Raw genomic sequence first — 26,660 nt, 5'->3', positions numbered from 1 at the left:
GGAGGATTGCCGTGAAAACGCTTCTCTTGGCGACCGCAGCGACGCTCATGCTTGCAGGCGCCGCCCACGCCCAGACCACCCCGATGCGCGTGGCGCATCAGTTTCCGCCCACCCACTACATGGCGGTTGCCCTCGATGCTTGGGCTGAGGAAATCGAGACCAAGTCGAACGGCGAAATCGACGTTCAGATGTTCCCGGCCGCCCAGGCCTTCAAACCGAACCAGGTCTATCCCGCCGTCGCCCGCGGCCAGGTCGAGGCCGGCTTCCAGGTGTCCTTCCAGTGGGGCGACACGCTGCCTGACATGGGTGCTCTGACGATCCCGTTCATTCTCTCCGGAGTGGAGCGGGGCAAGGCGTTCATCGGCTCGGAGGCAGCCCAACTGCTCGACGAGGAACTCGCCGGCAAGGGCGTCCACAACCTGATGTGGATCTTCCTCGGCAACGCCAATCTCGTCTCATCGAACGGGAAGCCACTGATCCACATCGCCGACTTCGACAAGGTCAAGATGCGCGGGGGCGGCAAGATCTTCGATTCCGGTTTCGTCGCAGCCGGCGCGACGTCGGTCATCATGCCGGCCTCGGAAGTCTATCAGGCTCTCGACACCGGCATCGTCGACGCCGCCAGCGGCGACTTCATCGGCTCCTTCGCCCGCAAATACTACGAGGTTCAGGACTACGGCACGGTCAACGGCCTCAACTGCGTGTTCGGCCAGATGATCTCCAATCCCGGCTGGTGGAAGGCCCTGTCGGAGGAAAACCGGGCGGTCATCGACGCGGCGAGCGCCCACCTCGAGCAGCGCCTCTTCGACGACTATCAGAAGAACTACGAAGCGGCTTACGAACAGATGAAGGACCGCATGACCCTCCACATTCAGACCGACGAGGAAGCGGCGGAGTGGGAGGCGTTCATGAAGCCGGCGGGCACCAAGGTCTTCCTGGAGGAAGGCTCACCGAACGGCGAGAAGCTGGTCGAGCTGCTCGAGAAGCTCTGATCGGTCATGCGCGCCGTTCTTGACCGCTGGCTTGGGCGGATCGTCACCGCAGCAGCCGCCCTTGCCGCGCTCCTGATGCTCGTCTGCGCGGGCTCGCTCGCCTACGGGATCCTGGTCAGGTGGCTCACCGGCGCATCGGCCACTTGGCCGATCGACATGACGTCCCACGCGCTGGTCTACATCGTCATGCTAGCGGCCGCGGAAGCGTTCCGTCGGCAAGAGCACATCAGTGTCGACCTGCTGACGCTGACCCTCTCGCCCCGGGCTCGGTACGTTGCCGACAAATGGGCGAGCCTCGCCGTCCTTGCGACGGCACTGGCCCTGGTGTGGACCGGCGCGGACCTGGTCGCATTTTCCCGCATGATCGACCTGCACACGTCCGACTACGTCGCGCTGCCAGCCTACCTCGTTCAGCTCGGCATGCCGGTCGGCGCCGCACTCCTTGCTCTCGTCGCGCTCCGCAGGCTGATCGGGCCGTACGAAGAGCAGGACAGCAGAGGCAACGAATGATCCTCGCGATCCTCTTTCTCGGCACGCTGATCCTGCTCATCACCGGGGTGCCGATCTTCGCCGGACTGGCGATCAGCGCGATGGTCGCGAGCTATCTGGAGAGCGGTTCGATCCAGGGTCTCGCCGATATCTTCGTGGGTGAGATCGACTCCTACCTTCTGGTCGCCATCCCCCTCTTCGCGATGATGGCGAATGTCATGGTCAGGACGAATGTCGTCGACGACCTGTTCCGCTTCGCCGATGTGATGACCCGACATCTTCCCGGCGGCCTCGGCATTGCAACGATCCTGTCGTGCACGATCTTCGCCGCGATCAGCGGCTCGTCGGTCGCGACCGCGCTCACCATCGGCTCCGTCGCCGTGCCGCAGATGCGCCGTTACGGCTACTCGACGTCACGGGCGGCCGGCGCGGTCGCGGGCGGCGGCACGCTCGGCATCCTGATCCCGCCGTCAGGGCCGATGATCCTCTACGCCGTCGTCTCGAACGCCTCGATCGGGGCGCTCTTTATCGCTGGCATCCTCCCCGGCCTTCTGCTGGCGGCGATCTTCGCGCTCTACGTCGCGGTCTCGTCGTGGCGCTCGGACACCGAACAGGTTCGCCCGAGGGCCCATCCCAGGGAGGTCCTCTGCGCCGCATACGCCGCTCTCGGCCCGCTGCTGCTGCCGATCGCGGTGCTGGGCGGGATCTATTCGGGCCTGTTCACCGTGACCGAAGCGGCCGCCGTCGGCGTTGTCGGCGCGATGGCGATCGCCTTCTTCGTCTATCGCACCCTGACCTGGCGCATCCTCTACGAGTCCGCGCTCGGCGCGGCCATGACAGCCACGATGATCCTGTTGATCGTCGCCGCCAGCAGCCTGTTCAGCCACGTCCTCACCATCGCCCGCCTGCCGAACCAGGTCCTCGATTTCGTCGCCCACCTCGGCCTGTCGGCAACGCCGTTCATCCTCGCCGTGATGGTGGTGATCTTCATCCTGGGCATGTTCTTGGAGGCGGTGGCGATCATTCTGATCACCACGCCGATCGTTCTGCCGGTGCTGATCGCGCTGGACGTCGACCTGATCTGGTACGGGATCCTCCTGGTCATCAACCTCGAGCTTGCTTTGCTGACACCTCCGGTCGGGCTGAACCTTTTCGTGCTGAAGGCGACCACGCGAGCACCGCTGAAAACGATCATTCGCGGTGCCCTGCCTTACATCGCGATCCTGTTCCTGTTCCTCGGCGCCATCTTGCTGTTTCCCGGACTGGCCACCTTCCTGCCGCGCACCGCAGGCTACTCGTGACGCTGGACAGTCCACGGGCAAAATGATTAACTTGTTATAAAATTGAGGTGCCGCGACAGGCACCCTTTCGGGAGGAAACGTCAATGAGACATCTGGCATTCGCAGGGGCCTTGGCCGGCCTCATCTTCACCGGGACGGCCCAGGCCCAATCCACCAACATGAAGATGTCGCTGTGGATCCCGCCGATGCATCCGCTCGTCGCCAGTCTCAAGGACTGGGGCGCGGATCTCAGCCAGTCGACCAACGGCGAGATTACTGTCTCGGTCTTCCCGGCCCAGCAGCTTGGACAGGCTGCCGACCACTATGACATGGCGCGCGACGGCATCGTCGACATGGCGATGGTGGCCCCCGGCTACTCCGCGGGCCGCTTTCCGCTCTGGAGCATGGTGGAGCTTCCATTCACCTTCAAGAACAGCACCGGTGGCGCGAAGGCGCTGCACGAATGGTACGCGAAGTACGCCGAGACGGAGATGCCGGACGTCAGGGTTTGCCTGATTACCCTGCACCACCCGGGTACGCTCCACACGGTTAAGACCGAGGTGCGCACCCCGAAGGATCTGCAAGGCATGCGGATCCGTCCCGCGGGTCCGGTGACGTCGGCCCTTGTGACCCGCTCAGGCGGTGCAACGGTGCAGGCGGCCCTGCCGGAAATCCGCGAGCTTGCCGAGCGTGGGGTGGTCGACGGGGTCACCTGGCCGTGGGACATCTTCGTCATCAAGGCCGATAGCGTCCTGAAATATCACATGGATGCGCCGTTCTACATCACCGCCCAGGCGCATGTGATCAACAAGGACTTCTACGACGGACTGACCGCGAGCCAGCAGGCCGCACTCGACGCCCACTGCACCCCTGAGTGGTCGGAGAAAGTGAACGAGGGCTGGGCGAAGGGAGAGCTCGCCGCGCATGAGAAGCTCAAGAGCCTCAAGGATCACCACCTCTACAGCCTGACGCCGGAGGAATTGGCCGCCTGGCAGGAGGCGGCCGCGCCGCTGGTCGACGAGGTTCTGACGGCAGCTGGCGAGCGCTACAACATCGATGCCAATGCCGTTCATCAGGAGCTTGTCGACGCCTTGAAGGCGAACGACGCCGCCTACTGACGCCGGCGCGGACCGGGGACATCCACCTTTCGGCCTATCCCCGGCCGCGCACCGCCCCCTTCCCGATCGGCCACGCAACTCGGCGGCAATCCTTACGCACGAAGGAGATCTTTATGTCCATGACGGCCGAGACGGCGTCGGACTATCCGCGCATTCAGATGCTGATCGCGGAATACTCCTGGGCACTTGATACCGCCGACGTCACGGCCCTGGGTGCGCTGTTCCTGGACGATGCGGTGTTTCAGGACACGGCTGGCAATGTCTACTCCGGCCGCGCGGAATTCGAAGGCTACTTCCGGAGCCTGGTCACGACGCCCGTCTTCCGCGGCCGCCAGCACCACATCGACAACCTGGTTCTGACGCCGACCGCCGACGGCTACGACAGCCGCTCCTACTGGACCGTCACCAAGTGGCACAGTGAAGCGGGCCAAAAGATCTTCGAGGTCATCGGCCACTCGACCGATCGCTTCGTCCGGGTGGGATCCGGCTTCCGCTTCACCGAACGCCGCGTGCATTACTGGCGCGACGTGGACTGCCCCTGGTCGCCGACCTGAACGGATGCGGCGACCGATGGGCACCCTGACGACCCGCATCGGAGACAACGTCCTCCTCCTCATCCTCAATGGAGGGCCGGCCAATGCGATGTCTTCGGAAATGGCGCAGGGCCTGCGCGACTGTCTGACGACCCTCCCCCCCGACATTGGTGCCCTCGTCGTGTCCGGCACCGATGGCGGAGCATTCTGTGCGGGCTCAGACATCTCCGAACTGGAACGAGACGGACCGGAAGCACTCCTGCGGCTTGAAAGCGCTGCCTTCGAGGCGCTTGCCGAGGCCCCGGTCCCGACAATCGCCGCCGTGGACGGCGTCGCTTTCGGCGGCGGGATGGAACTGGCCGCCTGCTGCGACTTCATCGTCGCCGGGCAAAAGGCCCGCTTCTGCCTTCCCGAGATCAAGCTCGGGGTCTTTCCCGGCCTTGGCGCGCACGTGCGTGTCACCCGGAGGATCGGCTACACCCGCGCCCTAGAAATGATGCTTCTGGGCACCGAGATCGACGCCGACACGGCCATGCGCTGGCATTTCGCAAACGCCGTCGTGCCGGCCGGCGAAGCTGCCCGGGAAGCAATCACCCTTGCACGACGCCTCGCGTCCGGACCCCGCCAGGCGGTTCGGATGGTCCGCCAATCGATGCGCGAGGCCGTCGGCAAGGACGACGCGGAGGCGATCTCCAACACGCTCGAACGCGCGATCGCACACGGCACCTCGGCAGATGCCGAAGAGGGACTTCGTGCCTTCAAGGCGCGCCGAAAGCCAGACTTCCGGGGCGTGGCCTCGCCGGGGGGGCGCGCCGGTTAGCACCGCTCCAGGCTGTGGCTCGCTGCGCGGTCGTGCGCACCTTCGCCCACCGCGCCGCGCGCAGATTCGCGCACGATCGCGCAGATTCGCGCAGCGAAAACTCGCGCGCTCAGGATCGACCGGCCTCCTGGCACGAAAGCTAGACGACGAGAAGTGTGCTCGTTGCCGTCGCGACCACCGAGGTTCCAGCCCTGATCTCGGCGGACGCGAACATCGCCCGGCGCCCCACCTTGTCGATCCGGCCAAACGCCTCGTAGCTGTCGGCTGTCGCGGGCCGTTGCAGCACCACGTTCATGCTGACGGTGGAGAGCGCGGTCTTCGCATCGACCGACGCGAAGCCGGCGAACGCCATGGCGAAATCGAGCATCGCCGCCAGCGCGCCCCCCTGAACGACACCAGCGCCCTGACGGAACAGCGGCTGTGGGACGTAGCGCATGGCGAGCGTGCGCGTCACCGGGTCGAAGCCGGTGAGCCAGGTCCCCAGCGCGACTGCGAGCGGGTTGGAACCGACCTCGACCGGCGTCTTCGGTGCCATCACGAATTGGCGGACCAGCACGACGTCGGGATTGGCGGGGGGCGCGTTATCCGATTTCGACACAGACCTTGCCGATATGATTGCCAGCCTGAAGGTACCTGAGCGCATCGCCAAGCTCTGCGAGCTTGAAGATCCGCGCGTCGATCACCGGCTTCAGGTCGTTCTTCTCCACAGCGTCGGCGAGCCTCTGCAGCATCAGGCGACTGCCGGCGTTGGCGCCCTGAAGCCGCAGCGCCTGCATGGCGACGATCGGAATGTTCAACTCCGTCTTGGTGCCGGTGACGACACCAATCAGGCTGACGGTGCCGCCCGGCCCGAGCGTCCGCATGGACTGCTTCAGCGTCTCCGCGCCGCCGATATCGACCACATGGTCGACGCCACTACCTCGGGTCAGACCCATGATCGTCTTGCCCCACTCGGGGTCCTCCCGGTGATTGACCACATGGGCGGCACCGAGCTTGCGCAGGAGTTCCAGCTTGGCGGGGCTGGAGGAGGTCGCGAAGACCTCTGCGCCGGCGAGCCGGGCAAACTGCAGGGCGAAGAGCGAGACCCCACCCGTGCCCTGGGTCACCACCCGATGCCCGGGCCCGACGTTCCCCAGCTCGAACAGCGCACTCCAGGCCGTAGCCGCCGCACACGGCAGCGTGGCCGCCTCGACGAAGCTCATCGAGGCAGGAATGCGCACCAGCGCGTCGGCCCTGAAGGCCCGCGTCTGCGTGGCCACACCGTCAAACATCCCGCCGAGATCCTCGCGCACGACCTCCGGCCTGAGCGGCCCGGCCTGCCACAAGGGAAAGAAGCACGACATGACCCGGTCGCCCACCTTCCAATCCCGGACGCCGGCGCCGACGGCAACCACCTCGCCAGCCCCGTCGGAAAGCGGGATCAGCTTTTCCTGCTTCTGCATCCGCCCGTAACCGCCCTCGACCGCGAGAATGTCGCGGTAGTTGAGCGAGGCCGCCTTGACGGCAACCACCACTTCGCCCGGGGCAGGCTCCGGATCCGGAAGATCAACGATGCGAATGTTGTCGATGCCCATCGGATCGACCATTGCGGCTTTCATGGCTGAGCCCTCCCAATCGTGGCTTCTGGTCTGCTCATACGGCGTGGAAACGCTCGCCGTTCCGGGCCATCTTCTGCAGGAGCGCCGGCGGCTCGAAGCGGTCGCCGTAGCGCTCCGTCAACTGCTGCGACCGGGTCACGATCACGTCCGCCCCGCGTGTATCCACATAGGCAAAAGGCCCCCCGAGATGCGCCGGGTAGCCCCAGCCGAGGACGGCTGCGGTATCCCCGGCAAGCGGATCGCCAACGACCCCCTCCTCCAGGGCGCGCACCGCTTCCAGCGACTGGGTAATGATCAGCCGGTCGCGCACATCGTCGACCGGCACGTCGCGGTTCGACGGAAACATGTCCGTCAGCCCCGGCCACGGCGTGGTGCCCTCGTCGCCGTAGTCGTAGATGCCCTTGCCCGATTGCCGGCCCGTGCGCCCGGCCGCCTCGAGCCTGGTGAGCGCATCGATCGCCAACGAGCCGGACATGCACCGAGGCGCGCCTTCACCGCTCATGGAGATGAGAATGTCCCTCAGGAGCGGAATTTTCGTCAGCTCGGCCAGCGTCACGCCGCCGATGGCGAAGCCGCTGGTGGTCATCACGTTGTCGATGATCTGCGGTGCGACACCCTCGGCCACCAGCGTCATCGCCTCGCTGGAGAGGCTCGAGACGATCCGGCTGGTGTAAAATCCAAGGCCGTCGTTGACAGAAATCACCGTTTTCCGGAGCGCCGCCGCAAGCGTCAGCGCGTCCGCGTGCGCCCGGTCGGAGGTTGCGGGCGATCGGATGATTTCCAGAAGCTTCATCGTCTCCACGGGAGCGAAGAAGTGCATGCCGATGACCCGGGCGGGATTGGAGACGGCTTCGGCGAGCGTTGCGATCGGGATCGTCGAGGTGTTGCTCGCGATGGTGACGTCCGGCCGCAGCACCGTCTGAAGCCGGCTAAGGACATCGTGCTTGATGTCGCTGCGTTCGAAGACTGCTTCGATCGCCAGATCGGCCTCGGCGAGCGACTCGTATGCTGCGGAGCCGGAGATGCGCTCGACAATCTCGCCGGCGGCGGCTTCCGTCATACGACCGCGCTCCACCTGACGCGTCGCGAGCTTCCCGATACGGGCAACCGACTCGGCCGCCTTCTCGTCGGACACGTCGAGCAGGGAGACTTTATAGCCCGCCCGCGCCGACGAGAACGCGATGCCCGTGCCCATCTGTCCGCCGCCGACAACGGCGATCTGGCGGATCGACGCGCTCGGATCCGCTTTCGGCCGCGCCGCCCGAGGACCGTAATAGAGCGAGCGGATGCGATTGCGCGCCCCGGATGAAACGACCAGCTTCGCGAACTGGCGGCCCTCGATCACGATGCCGGCGTCGATGCCGCGCTCCAGACCGTGGTGCAGCGCATAGAGGATCGCCGTCGCCGCCTCGTTGGTGGCCGCACTGGCGGCCCGCAGGCGCGCCCAGCTGCCGGCAAAGAAATGGCGCCCCGCTTGCGAATTGGGATCCAGTCCGGGAAGCGCGTAGCCCTTCCGGTCGTAGGGCTGGCTCGCCTGTGGATTGGTGGCGATCCAGGCAAGGGCGGCGGAAATCAGATCGTCCTTCGGCACCACCCGGTCGAGGAGGCCGGCATTCAGTGCCGCGGCGGTGTCCAAGACTTTGCCCGGCAGGATCAGCCCGGCTGCTGCCTCAAGACCAATCAGGCGCGGGAGACGCTGGGTCCCGCCGGCCCCCGGCATCAACCCCAGGCCCGCCTCCGGCAATCCGAACCGCGCGTCTTCGCGGTCAGCGGCGATCCGCGTGTGGCATCCGAGCGCTAATTCGTAGCCACCGCCGAGGGCGGTCCCGTTGAGGGCAGCCACTACCGGCTTGCCACCCGTCTCCAGCTTGCGCAAAGCCGTGTTGAAGGGCGCAACCGTCTCGATCACCTCGGCCGGCGTTCTTGCCGCCCGAAGCTCCTCCAGATCGCCGCCGGCGGCAAACCCGTCCTTGTCGGAGGTGATCACGATGCCGGTCACCGCCGTGTCGGTCAGCAACCCGTCGACGCAGGCCAGGAAGGCCTCATTGAACGCCTTGGTCAGCGTGTTGACCGGACCGTCCGTATGGATCGTAACGAGGGTGACCCCATTCTCCAGCGTGTCCAGACGGATCATGCCGCATCTCCCACGCGCTCGATCAAGGTGGCAACGCCCATGCCGAGCCCGACACAGAGGGTCGCCACCCCGCATTCCAGGTCCCGCCGCTCCAGTTCGTCGACAAGCGTCCCGATGAGCATGACACCGGTGGCGCCAATCGGATGCCCCATCGCGATCGCGCCACCGTTCACGTTGACGCGGTCGTGGCCGACCCCGGTTCGCTCCATGAAGTGGAGCACCACCGATGCGAACGCCTCGTTGACCTCGAAGAGGTCGACATCCGCAAAACTCCGGCCGGCGCGATCGAGACAGCGTTGGGTGGCATCTGCAGGCGCGGCGAGCATCAGGCAAGGGTCCATTGCCGCATTCGCGCAGGACCGGATCACCGCGCGCGGCCGCAGGCCGAGCCGGCGACCGGCCTCGGCACTGCCGATCAACATGGCGGCCGCCCCATCGACGATCCCCGAGGAGTTGCCTGCCGTGTGGACGTGGGCGACGCGGGAGACTTCCAGATAGCGCTGGCGAACGACGGCGTCGAAGCCCCCCTTCTCTCCCATCCCCTTGAAGGCGGGAGCGAGCTTGGAGAGGTCGGACGCGGTGGTTCCGGGACGCATGTACTCGTCGTGGTCGAGCAGCAACGTGCCGTTCACATCCTCGACGGCGACGATCGAGCGCTCGAAATAGCCACGCTGCCAAGCGGCGGCGGCACGCGCCTGAGAGTCGGCCGCATAGGCATCGACATCGGCGCGCGAATGCCCGCACAGCGTGGCCAGCAGATCGGCGGCCTCGCCGAGAGGCGTGAAGTAGGCTTCGTTGTTGAAGACCGCGTCGCTGCCGCTCGGGCCTCCGGTTCCCGCGATCGGCACGAGAGACATCATCTCCACGCCGCCGGCGACGATGAGATCCGCCTGCCCCGCCATGACGCGGGCCGCGGCTGAATTGACGGCGTCGAGGCCGGACGCGCAGAAGCGACTGACAGTGGAGCCCGGGATCGTGTCGGGCATGCCAGCGTGCAGAACCGAGCATCGGGCGACATTGCCGCCCTGATCGTTGACGCCGTCGCCGCAGCCGAAGATCACGTCTTCCGGGGCAGCCTTCGAGAAGCCGGTCCGCTCGTCGAGGGCTTCCAGAACCGTCGCACCCAGATCGATCGGCGACAGCGTGTGCAACGCGCCAGAGGCGCGCCCCTTGCCGCGCGGCGTGCGCACGGACTCGAAAATATAGGCCTCGGACATTCTCGTCTCCCGATCTGGGCAGGCTCGATCACCGGTTACAAGGTGCCGCCGCAATCGCACTTTTGTTTAATATGTTAATTTATTTCGTCAATGCGCCGCGACGATTTTTGCCGGTTCAACCGGCCGTCGCCCTGGATCAGAGCATCCGGAAATAGCGGATCGTATTGCCGGTCGCGTTGCGCTCGCCGAGCCCAACGAAGACATGCCGGGCCAGCCAGTCGTGTTTCCCCGGGGCCACCTCAAAGGTGGGCGTGCAGCGAAAATAGTACTCTTCCGGGGAGACGTGATCGCCCGGTCGAAGGGCCCAGAGCCGCTCCATGACCTCGGGCGATGCGTGCCGGTAACCCCGGTTCTGGAGGAGGATGATCGTGCCGTCGTCGACCCTGAGGTGATAGCGGGCATCGAAGCAGAACACGTCATCGCCGCGCACGTGCGGCCACTCGCCCCCGCCGGGCACGACGGTGCCCGCGATCTGCGGCCCCTCGAACGTTCCGCCCACGATCTGCACACCGAGGCGGCTGCCGCCCACGGCGAGCGGCGCCATCTCAAGGCGCGGCTTCTTCAGCGTCAGGGTGACGGCAAACGCAAACTCGAACCGCGGCTCCATCTACACCACCTCGAAGAGGTCAAGCACGGAGCCCGCGCGAGAGAAATGGCCGGTGCCGACGCAGACGCTGCCCGACAGCCAGTCGTGCCTGCCCACAGGCAACTCGATTGTCGGACTGGACCGGAACGGATGAGCCTGGGTCTCCCCCACACCCTCCGAAAAATCGGAGGCCGCATCCGGACCGAGCCGGATCATGCCGCGATCGCGCAGATAGATCAGCGAGCCGTCGTCCTCCGCGATCATCATGCGCGCGTCCAACTCAACGACACCATCCGGCCGGATGACCAGCCAATACCCGCCATCGTCGACCACGCGGCCGTTGAGGCGGTCCCCGGCGAGCACGCCCGACGCGATCTTGCAGAAGCCACGGTCGCCCGCATGGGAGCCGTAGAGCAACGGTGGCGCGAAGCGCAGTTCCAGCCGGGCCAGATGCACCAGCGTTGGTTGGATCGAAACGGTCTCGCTCACGACACCATCACCGGATCAGGCGCGTCGGCTTCGCGGAGCGCTCCAGGATGCCGAGCGGCACCATGATGACGCTGCTGAGCACGAGGAGCACGACCACCGCCGCGAACACGCCGGCTGAATTGAACTGGGAGGCTGAATATTCGATCAGAAAACCCAACCCCCGGTTTGAGGAGAGAGCTTCCGACACGACGGTCGTCGTCAGCGCATAGCCGATCGAGGTTCTCAGGCCCGTGTAGATCCACGGCAGGATGGCCGGCATGCGGATCTTCCAGGTGACCTCGTCAGAGGTCGCCCCCATCAGCTTCATCGCCTCGATCACATCGCGGTCGATGTCGCGGACGCCGGCGAGCGTCGCGTAGAACAGCAGGAACATGACCACCGACGCGACAAGGGCGATCTTCGAGACGAACCCGATCCCGAAAAAGATCACGAAGAGCGGGAGCAGCGCCACCTTGGGCAGGCCGTAGAGCGCAGCCAGGAACGGCGCGACCACGCGCTCGGTGCGCGGCGCGAGCCCGAGCGCGAGCCCTGCCCCAATGCCGATCACGGCGCCGAGCAAATACCCTACAAACAGCGTCATCACCGTGGAGCCGACGTGCACCCAGAGCGAGCCGTTGGCGATCCACTTCATGATCGCCGAGGTGATGTCGACCGGGTTCGAAATGTAGAACTCCGGCACCAGGCGGCCCGAGGCATACTGCCAGGCGACCAGCACCAGAACGACAACGACGACCTGCTCGACGATGACGAGGCCGCGGCGCGGCTGGCCCGCGTTAGTGCGCATTGCTGACACCGTCGCCTGCGGAGCTGGCTGCGAATTCCTGCTTCAGCTCGTTCCAGAGCTCCTCGTGGATGGCTGCGAATTCCGGCTTGAATCGGAGCTCCGCCGGCTCACGCGGTCGGGCGAACGGAATGTCACGCACGGTGCGAATGCGTCCTGGCCGGGCGGTAAACACGGCGACGCGGTCGGCCATGAGGATGGCCTCCTCGAGGTCGTGGGTGACCAGTATCACCGTCATCCGCCGACGTTCGACGAGGCGAAGGGTCTCCTGCTGCATCACCAGCCTGAGTTGCGCGTCCAGCGCGCCGAACGGCTCGTCAAGAAGCAACGTCTCCGGCTCGTAGATGAGCATCCGGGCGAGCGCCGCCCGCTTGCGCATGCCGCCGGACAACTCTGATGGGTAGTGCTTTTCGAACCCGGTCAGACCGACCAGCTCGATGATCTCCGCCACCCTGTCCGCCCGCTCGCGCCGCAGCGACTTGCGACAACGCAGCTCAAAGGCGATGCCGATGTTGTCGGCCACCGTCCGCCAGGGCAGCAGCGTGTCCTTCTGGGTCATGTAACCGACCTTGGTGTTCGGTCCCTCGACGGGCGAGCCGTCATAGTCCACCCGTCCACCCGTCGGCTTCAGAAGGCCGGCCACCATGTTGAGAATCGTCGACTTTCCACATCCGCTCGGTCCAACAACGGCGAGGAACTGCTGATCCGGAACCTCCAACGTCACCCCATCGACGGCCCGGACGGTCTGTCCGCGGGCAGAGAACTCGATGGAGACACCGTCAAGTGCAATCTTGCGCGGGCCCGACACCACGGGGTCGATCTCCGGCTCGGATCGAACAAGGTTCAATACAGGCATGGTCAGCCTCCGACGGTTTCGACGTGCCGCCAGCGCAGCAGCCGATTTTCCAGCACGGTGGTGGCTTCGTTGATCGCCGCACCGAAGATCATCAGGACGAACAGCGCGGTGTAGATGCCCGTCATGTCGAACTGCTGGGCTGATTGGGTGATCAGATGACCAAGCCCGTCGCGGGACAGCATCATCTCGCCGATCACCGCGGCGATGAGCGCATAGGGCAGCGCGTTGCGCAGTCCGGCGATCGCCCACGTCAGACAGGACGGGCCAACGATCTTCAAGAACCGCTCCCGGGCCGACGCCCCCATCAGGGTGAGCGAGTCGACGAGATCCTCGTCGACCGCGCGCGCGCCGGAAAAGGCATTGAAGAACATCAGAAGGAACGAGACGAACGCCACCAGGACGATCTTCGGCTGCATGCCGAGGCCGAACCACATGATCAGAAGCGGTGTCAGCGCTACGATCGGCAGCGAATTCAACAGAACCACAAACGGCCGGAAGACGGCAGCCATGTGGGCCGACCGGCCAAGGGCCATACCGACCAGGAGGCCGAGAGGCACACCGATGGCGAGCCCGCTCGCAATCTCCGTCGTCGTTACCAGCACGTGGTGGAGCAGATCGCCGGAGGCCCACTCCCAGAACCGATCAAGGATCGCGCTCGGCCGGCTGGTATAGCGAGCGGAACCGAAAGCTCCGTACGCCTCCCACAGGGCGAGCAACGCGGCCAACAGGAAGCCGCGCTGCAGCCAAAGTCGGGACGTGGGGTTCACGTCTCCAGCTCCCTATCGCCGGCCCCTACTTCAACACCTCGGCGGCAGCCTTGTCCGCAAAGGTGTTGTCGACGAACGAGCCGAAATCGACCGTCAGCGGCTCGGGCGACGTGATCGCGACCCATTCCAGCAGCTTGTTGTAGCCCTCCTCGGAGATCACCGGGGTGGACGCCGACCTCGCGCGGAAGTCGGGCTCGGAGGCGGCGTAGATCTTGTCGTCCGTCTGGGGGAAGTAGCTCTTCAGCGACGCGCCAACCTCGTCGGGATGCGCGGCCTGCCTGGCGATCGCCTTCGCGATCGCGGTGACCATCTTCTGGGTCAGCTCGGGCTTTTCCTCAACGAACGCACGGCGGGTGATCAGCGCCGTGTAAGGCACGCCTTCAAGCTCGGGAATTCCGCCCTTCAGCGGGTCGACGACCGTCTTGCCAAGCCCGGCGGCCTCTGCCTGCTGCGGGAACGGGGCGCCCAGCATGAAGCCATCGACCGCCCCCTGTTCGAATGCCGCAAAGATACCGGGAGGGCTGCCAAGCGGCTGGATCGTGATAGCGGCTTCCGGGTTCTTGCCGCGTGCCTGAAGCCAACTGCGAAGGAGCACGTCGGTCGTGCTGCCGATACCGGTGACGGCGATGGAGACACCCTTCAGCCGATCGACCTTCTCGTCGATCGTCATGTCCGGCGTGATCCCGGTCTTCTTCATGGCGTCGTTCGAGAGGACCAGCTGGATCGGATAGCCGTTGAACAGGCTGGCGACGGCGACAAGGTCCGCGCCGTTCTGGTGCGCGGTGATGGCGGCCTGCATACCGACGACCGCAAAGTCTGCGCTACCGCCAGCAACCGCCGCAATCTGGCGCGACCCGGAGCCCACATCGACCCAATCGATCGTGATGCCCTCGTCCTTGAAAAGCCCTGACTGCTCCGCAACGTAGAAGGGATAGAAGTGCAGCGCCGCGCCCGGCGTCGCGATGGTGACAGTCGTATCGTCCTTGGCCTCAGCCGGAACCATTGCTGCCGCGCAGGTCAAGGCGAGAAAACCGATCGACAGCCGACTGGCTGCCCAGAGTGACTTCTGGAACATTGTTTCTTCCTCCCGATGTGAGCGCCTGTTTTTCGCGCTTTTCTTATCGCCCGGTGGTCGGCAGCAGCCGGCGGCCATGCCTGCATCACTCGTCGAAGGCTTTCGATCAAAATAATTAACTTGTTATATTATCGCAAGGTCTTTCTGTCACTGTCCGCGGGTTCGTCGCCGCGCGCGCCAACCAGCACCTCGCCGCCGGCCCACGCCTCGAACACCGTGATCATCCGCGAGTAGTCGGTCTCCGGCCCCAAGATGTCGGCGACCCGGTGGAACAGCGAAGCGACACACGTCGCGACTTCGGCGGGGGCTCCCGTATCCCGCGCCAGCTCCAGAAACAGCTCGACGTCCTTCTCTCCGATCGACAGAGGGCCGCCCCCGCCGAACTTGCGGGAGAGAATCGCGCGCGGAAACTTTTCCAGTGTCGCCGAGTTGCGGCCGGTGCTGACGTTGATGACGTCGATCATGGCCTCGGCGTCGAGACCGGCCTTGACGCCGATGGTGACGGCCTCACAGCTCGCCACGAACGCCGTGATCGACAGGATGTTGTTCACGAGCTTGCACACCTGCGCCATGCCAGGTGTCTGGCCGACGACGAACACGTTCGTCGCGAGCTGGTCGATGACGCCACGGGCGGTCTCCACCGTCTCGGCTCCACCCGCGACGATCGCCGTCAGCGTGCCCGCGCGCGCGCGGCTCGGCCCGCCGCTGATCGGCGCGTCCAGAAAGCCGATTGGAGTTTCGGCGAGCCGTTCGCCGATAAGCGCGATCGGCGCGCGCCCAAGGGTCGACATCTCCACATAGGTCATCACGCGCGCGCCCTTGACGATGCCGTCGGCGCCAAACGCGGCCTCGAAGCTCGCTTCCTTGTTCGGCAGGCAAGCAATGACGGTTTCCGCGTGATCGGCCACCTCCGACGGACTGGTCGCCGCGCGCCCTCCGGCAGACTGCAGGGCCTCCAGCGTCGCAGGGGCGACGTCGAAGCCCACGACCCCCTCGCCCATCTCGAGGAGATGCTCCGCCATCGCCCGGCCCATGTGGCCCAATCCGATGATGCCGATGGTCATTCCGCGTTTCTCCCGATTGGCCTAGCTTCAGCTGTAGAGGCGACCATGGCCGGGCGAACCGCCCTGATGCCCGGCAAGCCGAACTGCCGCCCATGCGCCAGCCATCGCACTGGAAATGACGGGGATCGCGAACTCGTCCTCGAGCCGCGGACAGATCGTGCTGGTTGTCAGACCCGCGCACGACACCACCACCGCCTCGGCCTCGGGCGCCCGCGCGTGAACCCTTCGGGCGATCTCGGCGACGGCTTCCTCACCCGTGTTCTCGGCAGCGGTCAGCGAAACGAGACCCATGCCGCCGATCGAGAGGATCTCGAAGCCCTCTTCCCGGAAATAGCTCACGAAGAGCGCGTCCACGTCGGCATCGTAGGCTGTCGCCACAGCGATCTTCCTGGCCGAGAGACTGCGAAGCCCTTCGACCAATGCGCTCGTCAGCGTCTGCGTTGGCAGGCCCGAGGCCGCGGCCATCCTGCTTTCCAGCACTCGGTTGCCCGATGGCCCGCCAAAGAAGCTGAGAGACGTTCCGTAAAGAAGCAGGGCCTCCGCGCCGCGCTCGGCAAGGCGCCGACTTGCTTCCTCGACCCGCAGAAGGGCTGCAGCGTATGCATCCTGGGCCATCGCAGCCAAGCCGAGCCCTTCGACCAGAAATTCGACGTCCGGGTACATCGCAGCCGCATCCGGCGGAACCCGGCCCTCGAGAGGTGGAACGATCAATCCGACAGCCGTCATCGACCCACTCCTCACGTTCAGTCCCCGATTTTATTTAACATGATTAATATTGACAGCGCGAGTCCCGCGCTCCTACCGTGAGCATGACTGGCAGCAGCGCGCCGATGCGCCCGACAGGCCGGCCCAAAAATAAGTCGCGGGATGGAAACGATGGTCTGGCTGGCGCGTGCGGTCGATCTGGTATCGGGCTTCCTGCTCGCGGCAATTGCACTGGTCACGTTCGCAGAAGCGAGCCTTCGCTACCTGTTTGCCATCCAGATCCCCGATGCCTACACGCTCGCCGGATATGCCCAGGCGATCGCGATCTTCTGGGGCATCGCCAGCGCGACGCTGGCCGGCCGGCACATCACGGTCGATCTCGTCTGGGATGTGGCCGGACGGATGGGCAGGCAGGCCATCGACGTCTTTGCCGCGGCGGCCTCAACCCTTTTCCTGGCCGCGTTCACATGGATGCTCGTGAAGAAAGTCGTGCGGGCCCACAACGGCTTCGAGATCACGAGCGTGCTCCACTGGCCCATCTGGCCGTTCATCGGGATCGCATCCCTCGGCATCGCACTCGCCTGTTTCTTCGCGATCCTGCGGACCATCGCAGCGCTGCGCGGCCGATACGAGGGCACCTCCCCACATGGCTGACTCCACCATCGCCGTGCTTGGCTTCGTCGGGCTCTTCGCGCTCATCGCGTTGCGGGTGCCGATAGGTTTTGCCATGGGTCTCGCCGGCGTGGCGGGGTTCGCCGCGGTCAACGGCCTGAGTCCGGGGCTCAATCTTTTGATGAACTCGCCGCTGCGGACGGCCTCGGACTACACGCTCAGCGTCATTCCGATGTTCGTGCTCATGGGCGTCTTCGCGAGCGCGTCCGGCATGAGCCGCGAGCTCTTCCGGGCCAACCGCGCCTGGTTCGGCCATCTCAAGGGCGGCACGGCGATATCGACCATCCTGGCATGCGGAGGGTTCGCCGCCATCAACGGTTCGTCCGTTGCGACGGCTGCCACGATGACCACGGTTGCATTGCCGGAGATGCGCCGAGCCGGCGTCGATCCTGGCCTTGCCGCGGGCACCATCGCCGCCGGCGGGACCCTTGGCATCATGATCCCCCCCTCGGTGACCATGCTCATCTACGGCATCCTCACGGAGCAGGACATCGCCAAGCTTTTCATGGCGGGCATCCTGCCGGGCGCGCTCGGAATCCTGTTCTACGTGGCGGTGCTCCGTACCATCGCAGCGACAAGGCCCGACCTCTGCCCGGTAGGAAGCAGAACCGCTTGGCGCGAACGGCTGGACTCGCTGAAGGACATCTGGGCGACGCTGCTGCTGTTCACCGTGATCATCGGAGCGATCTACGGTGGCCTAGTGACCGTGACGGAAGCCGCAGGCTTTGGCGCGACCGGGGCGTTTCTTATCGGCGTTATGCGCGGCCGCCTCGGGCCGCAACAGATCGTAAATTGCCTGATCGAGGCGCTGCGCACCACGGCCTCGATCTTCGTGATCGCCATCGGCGCCTACCTGTTCGGCTATTTCCTGACGATTACCCAGACAACGCAGGCCCTGTCTGAGTTCCTCGTCTCGCTGCCCGTCGGGCCGCATGCGACCCTCGCGTTGATCCTTCTCGTCTACATCCTGCTTGGGGCTGTGATGGACGAGCTCGCCATCATCCTGCTGACGGTACCGATCATCTTTCCCGTCATCGTGTCGCTGGGCTTCGACCCGATCTGGTTCGGCGTGATCATCGTCATGACCGTAACCCTCGGGCTGGTGACCCCGCCTGTGGGCATGAACGTGTTCGTCATCAACTCCATTGCGCGCGACGTCCCGTTGACGAAGATCTTCAAGGGGGTCGCGCCGTTCATCGCCGTCGACCTCGTGCGGCTCTTCCTTCTGTGTGCGTTTCCATGGCTGGCGCTGGTCATTCCCCGCACCATGACCTGAGACCGACGTTCAAGGTCCTTGTCCGACCATTGCTCGGTCACGAGCCTCCAACAATCTCTTTGTCGCCCCCAAAGCCCGCCACTGGCCTGTCGTTTGCTTTGACGGGAGGAGCTACGACCGGTTAGTCGAGGCTGTCCGGCCGTGGTCCGCCCACCAAGTCTGATGGTGAAATCCGACCTTCCACCAAGGTCGAATAACCAGATGCCGATCTCGCCAAACAGGACTAGCCTTCCCGTTCGGCTTTCGGCTCTGCCGACCCACCTTGACCACCGACATGAGGCGCTGAGCGAAGGCACAGCCGGACGCAGGGGCGATCCGGCGATACGGGCGGTGCCCATCCGCCCTTGAGAGGAGCTGTCGAATGTCCTTTTCGATGATGTCCCGCCGCACCCTTCTGAAGACCACGACCGCGCTGGCGGGCGCGCTGGCCCTGCCGCGGATCGGCTTCGCCGCGGATGCGCCCACCGGCGGCCGGCTGGTCGTTGCAGCCGATTCCGAGCCGCGGAACCTGAACCCCGCCATGGTCGCCTCCAACGGCGTCTACTTCATCGCCAGCAAGGTCGTGGAGCCGCTGGCCGAGGCTTCTTTCGACGACGGCGGCCTGTCGCCCCGTCTCGCGACCAGCTGGGAAGGCTCCGAGGACGGTTCCACCGTCACCTTCAAGCTGCGCGAAGGCGTGACCTGGCACGACGGCAAGCCGTTCACCTCCGACGATGTCGCCTTCTCGGCGATGGAAGTCTGGAAGCCGCTGCAGAACATCGGCCGCTCGGTGCTGGCCAACCTGGAGAGCGTGGAGACGCCGGACGACACGACCGCGATTTTCCACTTCTCCAAGCCGATGCCGCTGCAACTGATGCGGAACGCGTTGCCGGTGGTGACCGCCGTGCTGCCCAGGCACGTCTACGAAGGCACCGACATTTCCGCCAATCCGGCCAACACGAGCCCGATCGGCACCGGACCGTTCACCTTCGCCGAGTACAAGCCGGGCGAGTACTACCGTCTGGCCCGCAACGAAACCTACTGGGGCGACGGCGAGCCGAAGCTCGACGAGATCATCTTCCGCATCCTGCCGGACCGGGCGGGCGCGGCATCCGCGCTCGAGGCCGGCGAGGTCCAGCTGGCCGCCTTTTCCCAAGTGCCGCTGGCCGAGCTGGACCGGATTTCCAAGGTGCCGGGCCTGGAGGTGATCACCAAGGGCTACGAGGACCTCACCTACCAGCTGATCGTCGAGATCAACCACCGCAACGAGATCCTGTCGAACCTGAAGGTGCGCCAGGCGATCGCCCACGCCATCGACAAGGCCTTCGTCGTCGACACGGTGTTCCTGGGCTATGCCGCGGCGGCTTCCGGGCCGGTGCCGCACAATTCCAAGGAGTTCTACAACGCCGACGTGCCGGACTACGGCTTCGACGTGGCCAAGGCCAACGCGCTGCTGGACGAAGCCGGCTACCCGAAGAAGGACGGCGGCAACCGCTTCTCGCTGCGGCTCCTGCCGGCGCCGTTCTTCTCCGAAACGCGCAACTTCGGCCAGTACCTCCGCCAGGCACTGGCCGCCGTCGGCATCGACGTGGAGATCGTCAACAACGACGCGCCGGCCCACCTGAACGCCGTCTACAAGGACCACACGTTCGACCTGGCGGTAGGGGCCGCCGTGTTCCGCAGCGACCCGGCGATCTCGACGACCAACCTCGTGAAGTCGGGCCTGCCGGACGGCGTGTTCTTCTCAAACCAGGGCGGCTACGCCAACCCGAAGATTGACGCCATCATCGACGAGGCGCTGGTGACGGTGGACGCGGAGAAGCGCATCAAGCTCTACGACCAGTTCCAGGCGCTCGTGGTGGAGGACCTGCCGCTGATCAACGTGGCGGAGTGGAGCTTCACGTCGGTGGCCTCGACCAATCTGGTCAACGTTGCCAACAACCCGCGGTGGGTGGTGTCGAACTGGGCCGACACGGGGCTGAAGTCCTGAGCGACGTGGTGACGCAGTCGGCGGAACGGTTGTCGGCATGCGACGCACGCTGCGGCTGATCCGGCGGCGCGCGATCAGCAGCATCCCGGTGCTGCTGATCGTCGTCGTCGGTACGTTCCTGATGATGGAACTCGCCTCCGGCGATGCCGTCGACGCCTACCTGGTGTCGCTGGGCGGCGGCGGCGCCGGGCTGGCGGAGCAACTGCGGACGAGCTACGGGCTCGACCAGTCGGCGTTCGCGCGGCTGGTTCTCTACGTGTCGTCGCTCGCCCAATTCAATCTTGGCCATTCGGTCGCCTTCAACCGTCCGATCCTCGACGTCATCCTGGAGCGGCTGCCGAACACGCTGTGGCTGATGGGCAGCGCCACCGCCCTCGCCTTCACCGTCGGCTCGGCGCTGGGCATCGTCGCCGGCGCCCGCCCCGGCAGCGCGCTCGACCGGGCGCTGTCGGCGGGGTCGCTGGCGCTCTACGCTGTCCCGAGCTTCTGGCTGGGTCTCGTCCTCAGCCTCGTCTTCGCCGTTCAGCTCCGCTGGTTTCCCACCTCGGGCATCGAAACGATCGCGTCGGGCAAGGCCGGCGTCGCGCGGGCGCTCGACATCGCCTGGCACCTGGTGCTGCCGGTCTCGGCCCTCGGGGTGCTCTACCTCGCGCTGTTTCTCCGGATGATGCGGGCCGGCATGGCCGAGGTCTGGCGACAGGACTTCGTGCTGGCCGCGCGCTCCAAGGGGCTGGCGCGGCGACGCATCGTGCTGCGCCATGTGGCCCGCAATGCCCTGTTGCCGCTCGTCACCGTGCTCGGCCTGCAGGCGGCGACCATGCTCGGCGGCAGCGTCGTCATCGAGAGCGTGTTCGCCATCCCTGGCTTCGGCCGCCTCGCCCAGGAGGCGGTGGCCGCCCGCGACACGCCGCTGCTGATGGGGATCATCGTCGTCAGCGCGGTGCTGGTGATCCTGGTGAACCTGCTGGTCGACATCGCCTACGCCTGGCTCGACCCGCGCGTCGGCAGCGGAGAGGCCTCGGCATGAGCGCGTTTCTCCGACGCTTCGTGCGCTCGCCCGAAGGCATGGTCGGCCTAATCGTGCTGTTGCTGATCGCGGCGACGGCCGTGTGTGCCCCGCTGGTGTTTCCGGGCGACCCGCTGGCGATGGCCGGGCGGCCGCTGCTGGCCCCGTTCGCCGATCCTCGCTTTCCCCTCGGAACCGACCAGCTCGGCCGCGACCTCGCGGCGGAACTGATGCATGGCGCCCGTACCTCGCTGCTGGTCGGAATCTCCGCCGCCGTTGCCGCCATCGTCGTCGGATCGCTGGTCGGCACCCTGGCAGGCTTCTTCGGCGGACTGGTCGACGAGGCGTTGATGCGCGTGGTCGACGCCTTCCAGATCGTGCCGGGCTTCCTGCTGGCGCTCGCCTTCGTCAGCGTCACCGGCCCCTCTCTGGCGGTCATCGTCGGAGCGATCGCGCTCGGTGCCTGGCCGGGCCCCGCGCGGCTGGCCCGCGCCGAGGTGCTGTCGATCCGCGAGCGCGACTACATCGCCGCCGCCCGGGTGATCGGGATGCACCCGGCCGAAATCGCCCTCAAGGAGATCCTGCCGAACGCCCTTCCCCCGGTGCTGGCGCTGGTGTCGGTGATCGTGGCGAGCGCGGTGCTGATCGAGGCGGCACTGTCGTTCCTCGGCCTCGGCGACCCCAACAGCGTCACCTGGGGCTCGATGATCGCCGAGGGCCGCAACATGCTGCGCAGCGCCGCCTACCTCTCCATCATCCCCGGCCTTGGCCTGGTGGCGACGGTGCTCGGCGTCTACCTCTTCGGCGAGGGGCTGGTGGACAGCCTCGCTCACCGCAGGAGGCGCGCATGACGACGCCGCTTGCGACCGTCCGCGGCCTGTCGGTCGCCTACCGCGCCGATGGGACCCGTCATTTCGCGCTCAAGGACATCGACCTGGACCTGATCGCTGGCGAGAAGCTTGCCATCATCGGCGAAAGCGGATCCGGCAAGAGCACCCTGTCGCTCGCGCTGGCCGGGCTGCTTCCGCAGGAGGCCGAGCTCGGTGGCACCATCGCGTGGCCCGGGCTCGACCATGCGCCCCGCGCCGGCCGCGATATCGGCGTGGTGTTCCAGGATCCCGGTTCCAGCCTGAACCCCGTCCTTCGGATCGGCGAGCAGGTGGCGGAGGGCGCGCGGCACCATCTCGCGCTCGGGCGATCGGCGGCCCGCGAGCGGGCGCGCGAGTTGCTCGGCCGGGTGCGGATCCCCGATCCGGACTCGGCTCTCGACGCCTATCCGCACCAGTTCTCCGGCGGCCAGCGACAGCGCATTGCGATCGCCGGCGCCATCGCGGCGCGGCCGGCGCTGCTGATCGCCGACGAGGCGACCAGCGCGCTGGACACCGTGGTCCAGGCCGAGATAGCCGCCCTGCTGGACAACCTGGTGCGCGAGGAGGCGATGACGCTCCTGTTCGTGACCCATGACATCGCCCTTGCCGCGGAACTGTCGGACCGGCTCGCCGTCTTCCGGGCGGCGGAACTCGTCGAGGTTGGAGAGACGGCGCGGGTCATCCACGAGCCGGTGGCGGAGTACACGCGCGGCCTCCTCGCCGCGCACATCGACTTCGCCTCGCCGCGGCTCGTCGGAGGGTTCACGTGATGGAAGACGTGGTGCTGTCCGTCCGCGAGCTCGCGAAGGTCTATCGAACCCGCGGGCGCCGGGTGACCGCCCTTGAGAATGTATCCTTCGACCTGCGTCAGGGCGAAACGCTGGGCCTGGTCGGTCCGTCGGGCAGCGGCAAGTCCACGCTGGCGCGCGTGCTGATGCGGCTGACAGAGCCCGATACGGGGTCTGTGATGCTTGCCGGGGAGGACTGGCTGGCGCTCTCGGCGCGCGCGCTCCGCCGCCGGCGCGCCACGGCACAGATGGTGTTTCAGGATCCGCTGGCGGCCTTCAACCCGCGCACAACCATCGGCGGCGCGCTCGACGATCCGCTGCGCATCCACGCGATCGTCGGGAGGGCCGAGCGACCGCGCCGGATCGCCGAACTGCTGGAGCGGGTCGGACTTCCGGCCGCCTTTGCGCGCCGTCGGATCCACGAGATATCAGGGGGCCAGCGGCAGCGCGTGGCCATCGCCCGGGCGCTGGCCACCAATCCCCGGCTGATCGTGCTGGACGAGGCGGTTTCGGCGCTCGACGTGTCGGTGCGCGGCACGATCCTGGCGCTCTTGGCCGACCTCCAGGAGCGCGAGGGCCTCGCCTACATCTTCGTGGGGCACGACCTCGCCGTGGTGCGCGTGATCTCGCACCGCGTCGCGGTCATGGACGCCGGGCGGATCGTGGAGACCGGACCGGTGGCCGACGTGGTGGCGAACCCGCAATCGGCGACCGCAAAGGCCCTCGTCGCCGCGACACCCCGTCTGGGCTGAACCCCAAACAGATCGGGTGAGCGGTCCGGCGCCGGCGGAACCGGCGCCGAACACGTTGGGTCAGTAGCGGACCGTGCCAGCGTCAGTGCGGTCCTGCCTGCCAATCTGTCGCTCCTGTCCTGCTCCCTTGCCGCGAGATAAATCAGGCCGCGCCGTCGATGACCGCCAGCGCCGCCTCGATGCCGTCACCGACGTTCACCTTGTGGCCGAGCGCACCGAGCGCGCCGGCGTAGGCGGTGAGCGCCGCGATCGCATAGATGGGCTGGGCCGTCGGGCCCATGTGGCCGATCCGGGTGAGCTTGCCGAGCGTTGCCCCGCGCCCGGCGGAAAACACCACGCCGTAGCGCTCGCGCGCCGCGCGGCGCAGGGCCGCCTCGTCGATCCCGTCGGGTGTGCGGACCGCGGTCGTGGTCGGGGATGCGATGTCGTCGCTCGCCGCCCAGATGGCGAGCCCCATCGCCTTCAGCCCCTCGCGGGTGGCGCGCGCGGTCAGGGCGTGGCGGGCCCACACGGCCTCGGGTCCCTCGGCGAGATAGAGGTCCAGCGCCGCGTCGAGGCCGTTGATCTCGGCGACCGACGGCGTGAACGGAAACGGCTTCTCGCGCGACCAGGCGTTTTCCCAGTCGACGATCGACAGCATCGAGGCCCGCGGCGCCGACGGGTTGGCCTTCATCTTCGCCCATGCCCGTTCGCTCACGCCGAGCAGCGTCAGGCCTGGGGCGCCGCCGAGGCACTTGTTGGGGCCGCAGACGAAGATGTCCGCATGGCAGGCCTCTGGGTGCACGTCCATGCCGCCGAAGGAGGAGACCGCGTCGACGATCAGATAGGCGCCGTTCTCGGCCACGATCGCACCGATCTCGTCGATCGGGTTGATGGTGCCCGACGGCGTGTCGTGGTGGCAGGCCGAGACGACGGTGATCTCCGGATGCTTGCGGAACATCTCGGCGACGGCGTCCGGCGTGATCGCCTCGTTGTACGGCACCTCGATCTCGAGGAGCTTCGGCGAATGGCGCAGCGCCCAGGAGCCGAAGCCCTTGCCGTAGACGCCGGAAGCTAGGTTGAGGACCGTATCGTCGGGCGTGATCATGGATGCCGCGGCGGCCTCCAGCCCGAGGACAGGCTCGCCCTGCTGGATCACCGGGCGGTTGGACAGGCGCATCGCCGTCGTGGCCTTGTCGACCACACGTTCATAGAACGCCTGGAAGGCCGGGTCGTAGTCGTAGAGAACCGGGCGGCCCAGCCCCTGCAGGACCTCCGGATAGGCGTTCACCGGACCCGAGGTCAGCGTGATCACCGGCGGTCGATCGTTGGAGTAGCGCATCTCATCCTCACCGCCCGGTCACCGGGCCTTGCTGGCGCCCGTCGGGCGGGCCGGAAGGCCCACACCGGTGGCGAGCACGACGTCCGTGGCCCCTTATTCGTAGAACAGTGTGCCGCCTCGACAGGTATTGAAGATCTCCATCTTGCGGGAAAGAAGAGCTCGACATCATGCTCTTCGGCAAGCTGCTTCACACGGCGCATGGAAGTCACGCCGGCCACCGGATCGATGTGGAACGACGCCTGGCACAGCGTTTCCAGGCACTGCTGGGTGTCGGCGGCGTCCATGCCCCCTCATGGGCGGCCCACGGTGGCCTTCGTCAGTCCGCGTGGCTGCCCGTCTCGATGAAGTCGAGGATGATCGGATAGGTCAGCTCGGGGTTCGCCCCCGGCTCCATCGGATCGATCAGCTCGTGGCCGAGCCCGTGCTTGGCGTCGAACACGTAGGTCGTCAGCGAGACGCCCTGGTCCGCCCAGGCAGCCGCGACCGCGTCGGTCGTTCCGTTCGACACCGCCGTGTCCGCCTCGTTCGTGACCACCACGATTTCCGATGCAGCCGCCTTGCGCTCCGTCGCCTGCCGCCACGTGGCATAGCCCAACCGCATGATCTCGCCCGTCGCGGTGGTCGACTGGCGCTTGTAGGCGTGCGGCATGACGTTGTCGGCATTCTCCCTCATCACCGGATCCTTCCAGATCGAGACCTCGGGGAGCAGCAGCATGGCCCGCATCAGCATGCGGTTCACGTCGGGGCCGAAGCCGTGCAGCCCGAAGAACGGCGCAAGCAGGACCGCACGATCAACGTCCGCGCGGTTCTGGGCCACCCACCCGGCAATGGTGCCGCCGGCGGAAATGCCCACGAAGACGACCTCGTCGCCGAGACCCGTCGCCATGTCCACCGCATCGTCGCCGAACTCCGCCAGTTGCCGCGCGGTCATGAAGCGCAACGCGTCGGTGGCCCGGTCGGCGTAGCCGTTCTGCGGCATCCGGAGCACCAGGACGTTGTAGCCCTTGTCGAAGAGGATCGGCGCGAAGTCCACGTAGGCCTGGGGACAGCTCGACACGCCGTGAACGAGGACGACCACCTTGCCCGTCCGCTCGCCATGACCGAGCAACTTTGGCTCGCACAGCGGGTTGAGGGGCTCGGTGGTCCTGGCACGGTCTGCCTCGAAGCGCGCCACCGCACCGGCGTAGTCGGTGGTTGGGTCGGGGGATGACGCGAGCCCGTCGGTATCGACCGGCAGGAAGGTCAGCGTCGCCACCACCAGGGCCAGCAGAACGACCCAGGCAAGGACCGCCCGGCGCACCCCAATGAGCAGCGCGGTCACGCCGACCAGCACGATCAGCGCGATCACCGCGACGGCGATCCCGATCAGGGCGCGCTGCATCACGCTCACCGGACCGAACCATTCCATCAAGCCGCTCATCTGGTCATTCCCCCCGGTGCGCGAAACGCGCTACGACATCTTCGGAGACCGCAAAGGTGAACGCGCCGCCCGGCCTCACCCGA

At 66.4% G+C, this 26,660-nt stretch carries 27 protein-coding genes; 13 read left to right on the top strand and 14 right to left on the bottom strand.

Translation table 11 applies throughout. The annotated features are described in order from the left end of the window. The first annotated feature begins 11 nt into the window (after positions 1-11). The 6 genes from dctP (at position 12) to AB7M35_RS00730 (ending at position 5,232) form a co-directional block, all read left to right on the top strand. Complete coding sequence (dctP, locus tag AB7M35_RS00755; protein ID WP_453956433.1) at positions 12-992, top strand: TRAP transporter substrate-binding protein DctP; 981 nt, start codon at positions 12-14, stop codon at positions 990-992. 6 nt (positions 993-998) lie between these two features. Next, positions 999-1,502 (top strand): TRAP transporter small permease, encoded by a 504-nt coding sequence (locus AB7M35_RS00750; protein WP_453956431.1) that lies wholly within the window; start codon positions 999-1,001, stop codon positions 1,500-1,502. Further along, complete coding sequence (locus AB7M35_RS00745) at positions 1,499-2,782, top strand: TRAP transporter large permease (RefSeq protein ID WP_453956429.1); 1,284 nt, start codon at positions 1,499-1,501, stop codon at positions 2,780-2,782. Before AB7M35_RS00750 ends, AB7M35_RS00745 begins: the two co-directional genes overlap by 4 nt. Positions 2,783-2,865: 83 nt before the next feature. Next, on the top strand, positions 2,866-3,879 hold the full coding sequence (locus AB7M35_RS00740; RefSeq protein ID WP_453956428.1) for a TRAP transporter substrate-binding protein: 1,014 nt from the start codon (positions 2,866-2,868) through the stop codon (positions 3,877-3,879). A gap of 113 nt (positions 3,880-3,992) precedes the next feature. After that, the gene (locus AB7M35_RS00735; RefSeq protein WP_453956426.1) at positions 3,993-4,433 is read left to right on the top strand and encodes a nuclear transport factor 2 family protein; all 441 of its coding nucleotides are present in this window, start codon (positions 3,993-3,995) and stop codon (positions 4,431-4,433) included. A 16-nt stretch (positions 4,434-4,449) separates the two neighbouring features. After that, positions 4,450-5,232: an enoyl-CoA hydratase/isomerase family protein gene (locus tag AB7M35_RS00730; RefSeq protein WP_453956424.1), complete on the top strand. Its 783-nt coding sequence runs from the start codon at positions 4,450-4,452 to the stop codon at positions 5,230-5,232. A 139-nt stretch (positions 5,233-5,371) separates the two neighbouring features. Here the strand turns inward: AB7M35_RS00730 and AB7M35_RS00725 are convergent, their stop codons facing one another. The 12 genes from AB7M35_RS00725 to AB7M35_RS00670 all read right to left on the bottom strand — a co-directional run bounded on the left by AB7M35_RS00725 (position 5,372) and on the right by AB7M35_RS00670 (position 16,525). Next, a complete protein-coding gene (locus AB7M35_RS00725) occupies positions 5,372-5,830 on the bottom strand; it encodes a PaaI family thioesterase (protein WP_453956422.1) in 459 nt (152 codons plus the stop codon). Next, positions 5,814-6,818: a zinc-dependent alcohol dehydrogenase family protein gene (locus AB7M35_RS00720; RefSeq protein ID WP_453956420.1), complete on the bottom strand. Its 1,005-nt coding sequence runs from the start codon at positions 6,816-6,818 to the stop codon at positions 5,814-5,816. The genes AB7M35_RS00725 and AB7M35_RS00720 overlap by 17 nt, the downstream gene beginning before the upstream one ends. A gap of 46 nt (positions 6,819-6,864) precedes the next feature. Further along, positions 6,865-8,964, bottom strand: a complete 2,100-nt coding sequence (locus tag AB7M35_RS00715; protein WP_453956419.1) for a 3-hydroxyacyl-CoA dehydrogenase NAD-binding domain-containing protein — start codon at positions 8,962-8,964, stop codon at positions 6,865-6,867. Beyond that, entirely contained in the window at positions 8,961-10,181 is a 1,221-nt protein-coding gene (locus AB7M35_RS00710; protein ID WP_453956418.1) for an acetyl-CoA C-acetyltransferase, read from the bottom strand. Before AB7M35_RS00710 ends, AB7M35_RS00715 begins: the two co-directional genes overlap by 4 nt. A 136-nt stretch (positions 10,182-10,317) precedes the next feature. Next, complete coding sequence (locus AB7M35_RS00705) at positions 10,318-10,788, bottom strand: DUF3237 domain-containing protein (protein WP_453956416.1); 471 nt, start codon at positions 10,786-10,788, stop codon at positions 10,318-10,320. After that, entirely contained in the window at positions 10,789-11,256 is a 468-nt protein-coding gene (locus AB7M35_RS00700) for a DUF3237 domain-containing protein (protein ID WP_453956415.1), read from the bottom strand. A 7-nt stretch (positions 11,257-11,263) separates the two neighbouring features. Then, positions 11,264-12,040 (bottom strand): ABC transporter permease, encoded by a 777-nt coding sequence (locus AB7M35_RS00695; protein WP_453956413.1) that lies wholly within the window; start codon positions 12,038-12,040, stop codon positions 11,264-11,266. Continuing rightward, complete coding sequence (locus AB7M35_RS00690) at positions 12,030-12,893, bottom strand: ABC transporter ATP-binding protein (protein ID WP_453956410.1); 864 nt, start codon at positions 12,891-12,893, stop codon at positions 12,030-12,032. Before AB7M35_RS00690 ends, AB7M35_RS00695 begins: the two co-directional genes overlap by 11 nt. Positions 12,894-12,895: 2 nt before the next feature. Further along, positions 12,896-13,618, bottom strand: coding sequence for an ABC transporter permease (locus AB7M35_RS00685; RefSeq protein WP_453956408.1), 723 nt, complete (start codon positions 13,616-13,618; stop codon positions 12,896-12,898). Positions 13,619-13,685: 67 nt separating this feature from the next. Next, on the bottom strand, positions 13,686-14,735 hold the full coding sequence (locus tag AB7M35_RS00680) for an ABC transporter substrate-binding protein (protein WP_453956406.1): 1,050 nt from the start codon (positions 14,733-14,735) through the stop codon (positions 13,686-13,688). 128 nt (positions 14,736-14,863) lie between these two features. After that, positions 14,864-15,799, bottom strand: coding sequence for an NAD(P)-dependent oxidoreductase (locus AB7M35_RS00675; RefSeq protein ID WP_453956404.1), 936 nt, complete (start codon positions 15,797-15,799; stop codon positions 14,864-14,866). Positions 15,800-15,826: 27 nt separating this feature from the next. Beyond that, complete coding sequence (locus tag AB7M35_RS00670) at positions 15,827-16,525, bottom strand: arylmalonate decarboxylase (RefSeq protein ID WP_453956402.1); 699 nt, start codon at positions 16,523-16,525, stop codon at positions 15,827-15,829. A 150-nt stretch (positions 16,526-16,675) separates the two neighbouring features. Between AB7M35_RS00670 and AB7M35_RS00665 the strand changes: the two genes are divergently transcribed. From AB7M35_RS00665 to AB7M35_RS00635, 7 genes are all read left to right on the top strand, one after another. Further along, positions 16,676-17,158 (top strand): TRAP transporter small permease, encoded by a 483-nt coding sequence (locus AB7M35_RS00665; protein ID WP_453956400.1) that lies wholly within the window; start codon positions 16,676-16,678, stop codon positions 17,156-17,158. After that, entirely contained in the window at positions 17,151-18,452 is a 1,302-nt protein-coding gene (locus AB7M35_RS00660; RefSeq protein WP_453956398.1) for a TRAP transporter large permease, read from the top strand. Before AB7M35_RS00665 ends, AB7M35_RS00660 begins: the two co-directional genes overlap by 8 nt. A 361-nt stretch (positions 18,453-18,813) precedes the next feature. After that, positions 18,814-20,421 (top strand): ABC transporter substrate-binding protein, encoded by a 1,608-nt coding sequence (locus AB7M35_RS00655; protein WP_453956397.1) that lies wholly within the window; start codon positions 18,814-18,816, stop codon positions 20,419-20,421. 37 nt (positions 20,422-20,458) lie between these two features. Further along, a complete protein-coding gene (locus AB7M35_RS00650) occupies positions 20,459-21,448 on the top strand; it encodes an ABC transporter permease (protein ID WP_453956395.1) in 990 nt (329 codons plus the stop codon). After that, positions 21,445-22,278 (top strand): ABC transporter permease, encoded by an 834-nt coding sequence (locus tag AB7M35_RS00645; RefSeq protein WP_453956394.1) that lies wholly within the window; start codon positions 21,445-21,447, stop codon positions 22,276-22,278. Before AB7M35_RS00650 ends, AB7M35_RS00645 begins: the two co-directional genes overlap by 4 nt. Continuing rightward, complete coding sequence (locus tag AB7M35_RS00640; protein WP_453956393.1) at positions 22,275-23,066, top strand: ABC transporter ATP-binding protein; 792 nt, start codon at positions 22,275-22,277, stop codon at positions 23,064-23,066. The genes AB7M35_RS00645 and AB7M35_RS00640 overlap by 4 nt, the downstream gene beginning before the upstream one ends. Next, positions 23,066-23,836 (top strand): ABC transporter ATP-binding protein, encoded by a 771-nt coding sequence (locus AB7M35_RS00635; protein WP_453956392.1) that lies wholly within the window; start codon positions 23,066-23,068, stop codon positions 23,834-23,836. The genes AB7M35_RS00640 and AB7M35_RS00635 overlap by 1 nt, the downstream gene beginning before the upstream one ends. 142 nt (positions 23,837-23,978) lie before the next feature. Here the strand turns inward: AB7M35_RS00635 and ppaT are convergent, their stop codons facing one another. Then, positions 23,979-25,157, bottom strand: a complete 1,179-nt coding sequence (ppaT, locus tag AB7M35_RS00630; RefSeq protein ID WP_453956390.1) for a pyridoxamine--pyruvate transaminase — start codon at positions 25,155-25,157, stop codon at positions 23,979-23,981. A gap of 316 nt (positions 25,158-25,473) precedes the next feature. After that, positions 25,474-26,577, bottom strand: a complete 1,104-nt coding sequence (locus AB7M35_RS00625; protein WP_453956389.1) for an alpha/beta hydrolase — start codon at positions 26,575-26,577, stop codon at positions 25,474-25,476. Positions 26,578-26,660 lie beyond the last annotated feature (83 nt).

Source organism: Amorphus suaedae, from assembly GCF_053629675.1.
Note: the sequence above shows the minus strand (reverse complement) of the source record. Positions and strands in the feature narration are given on the sequence as shown.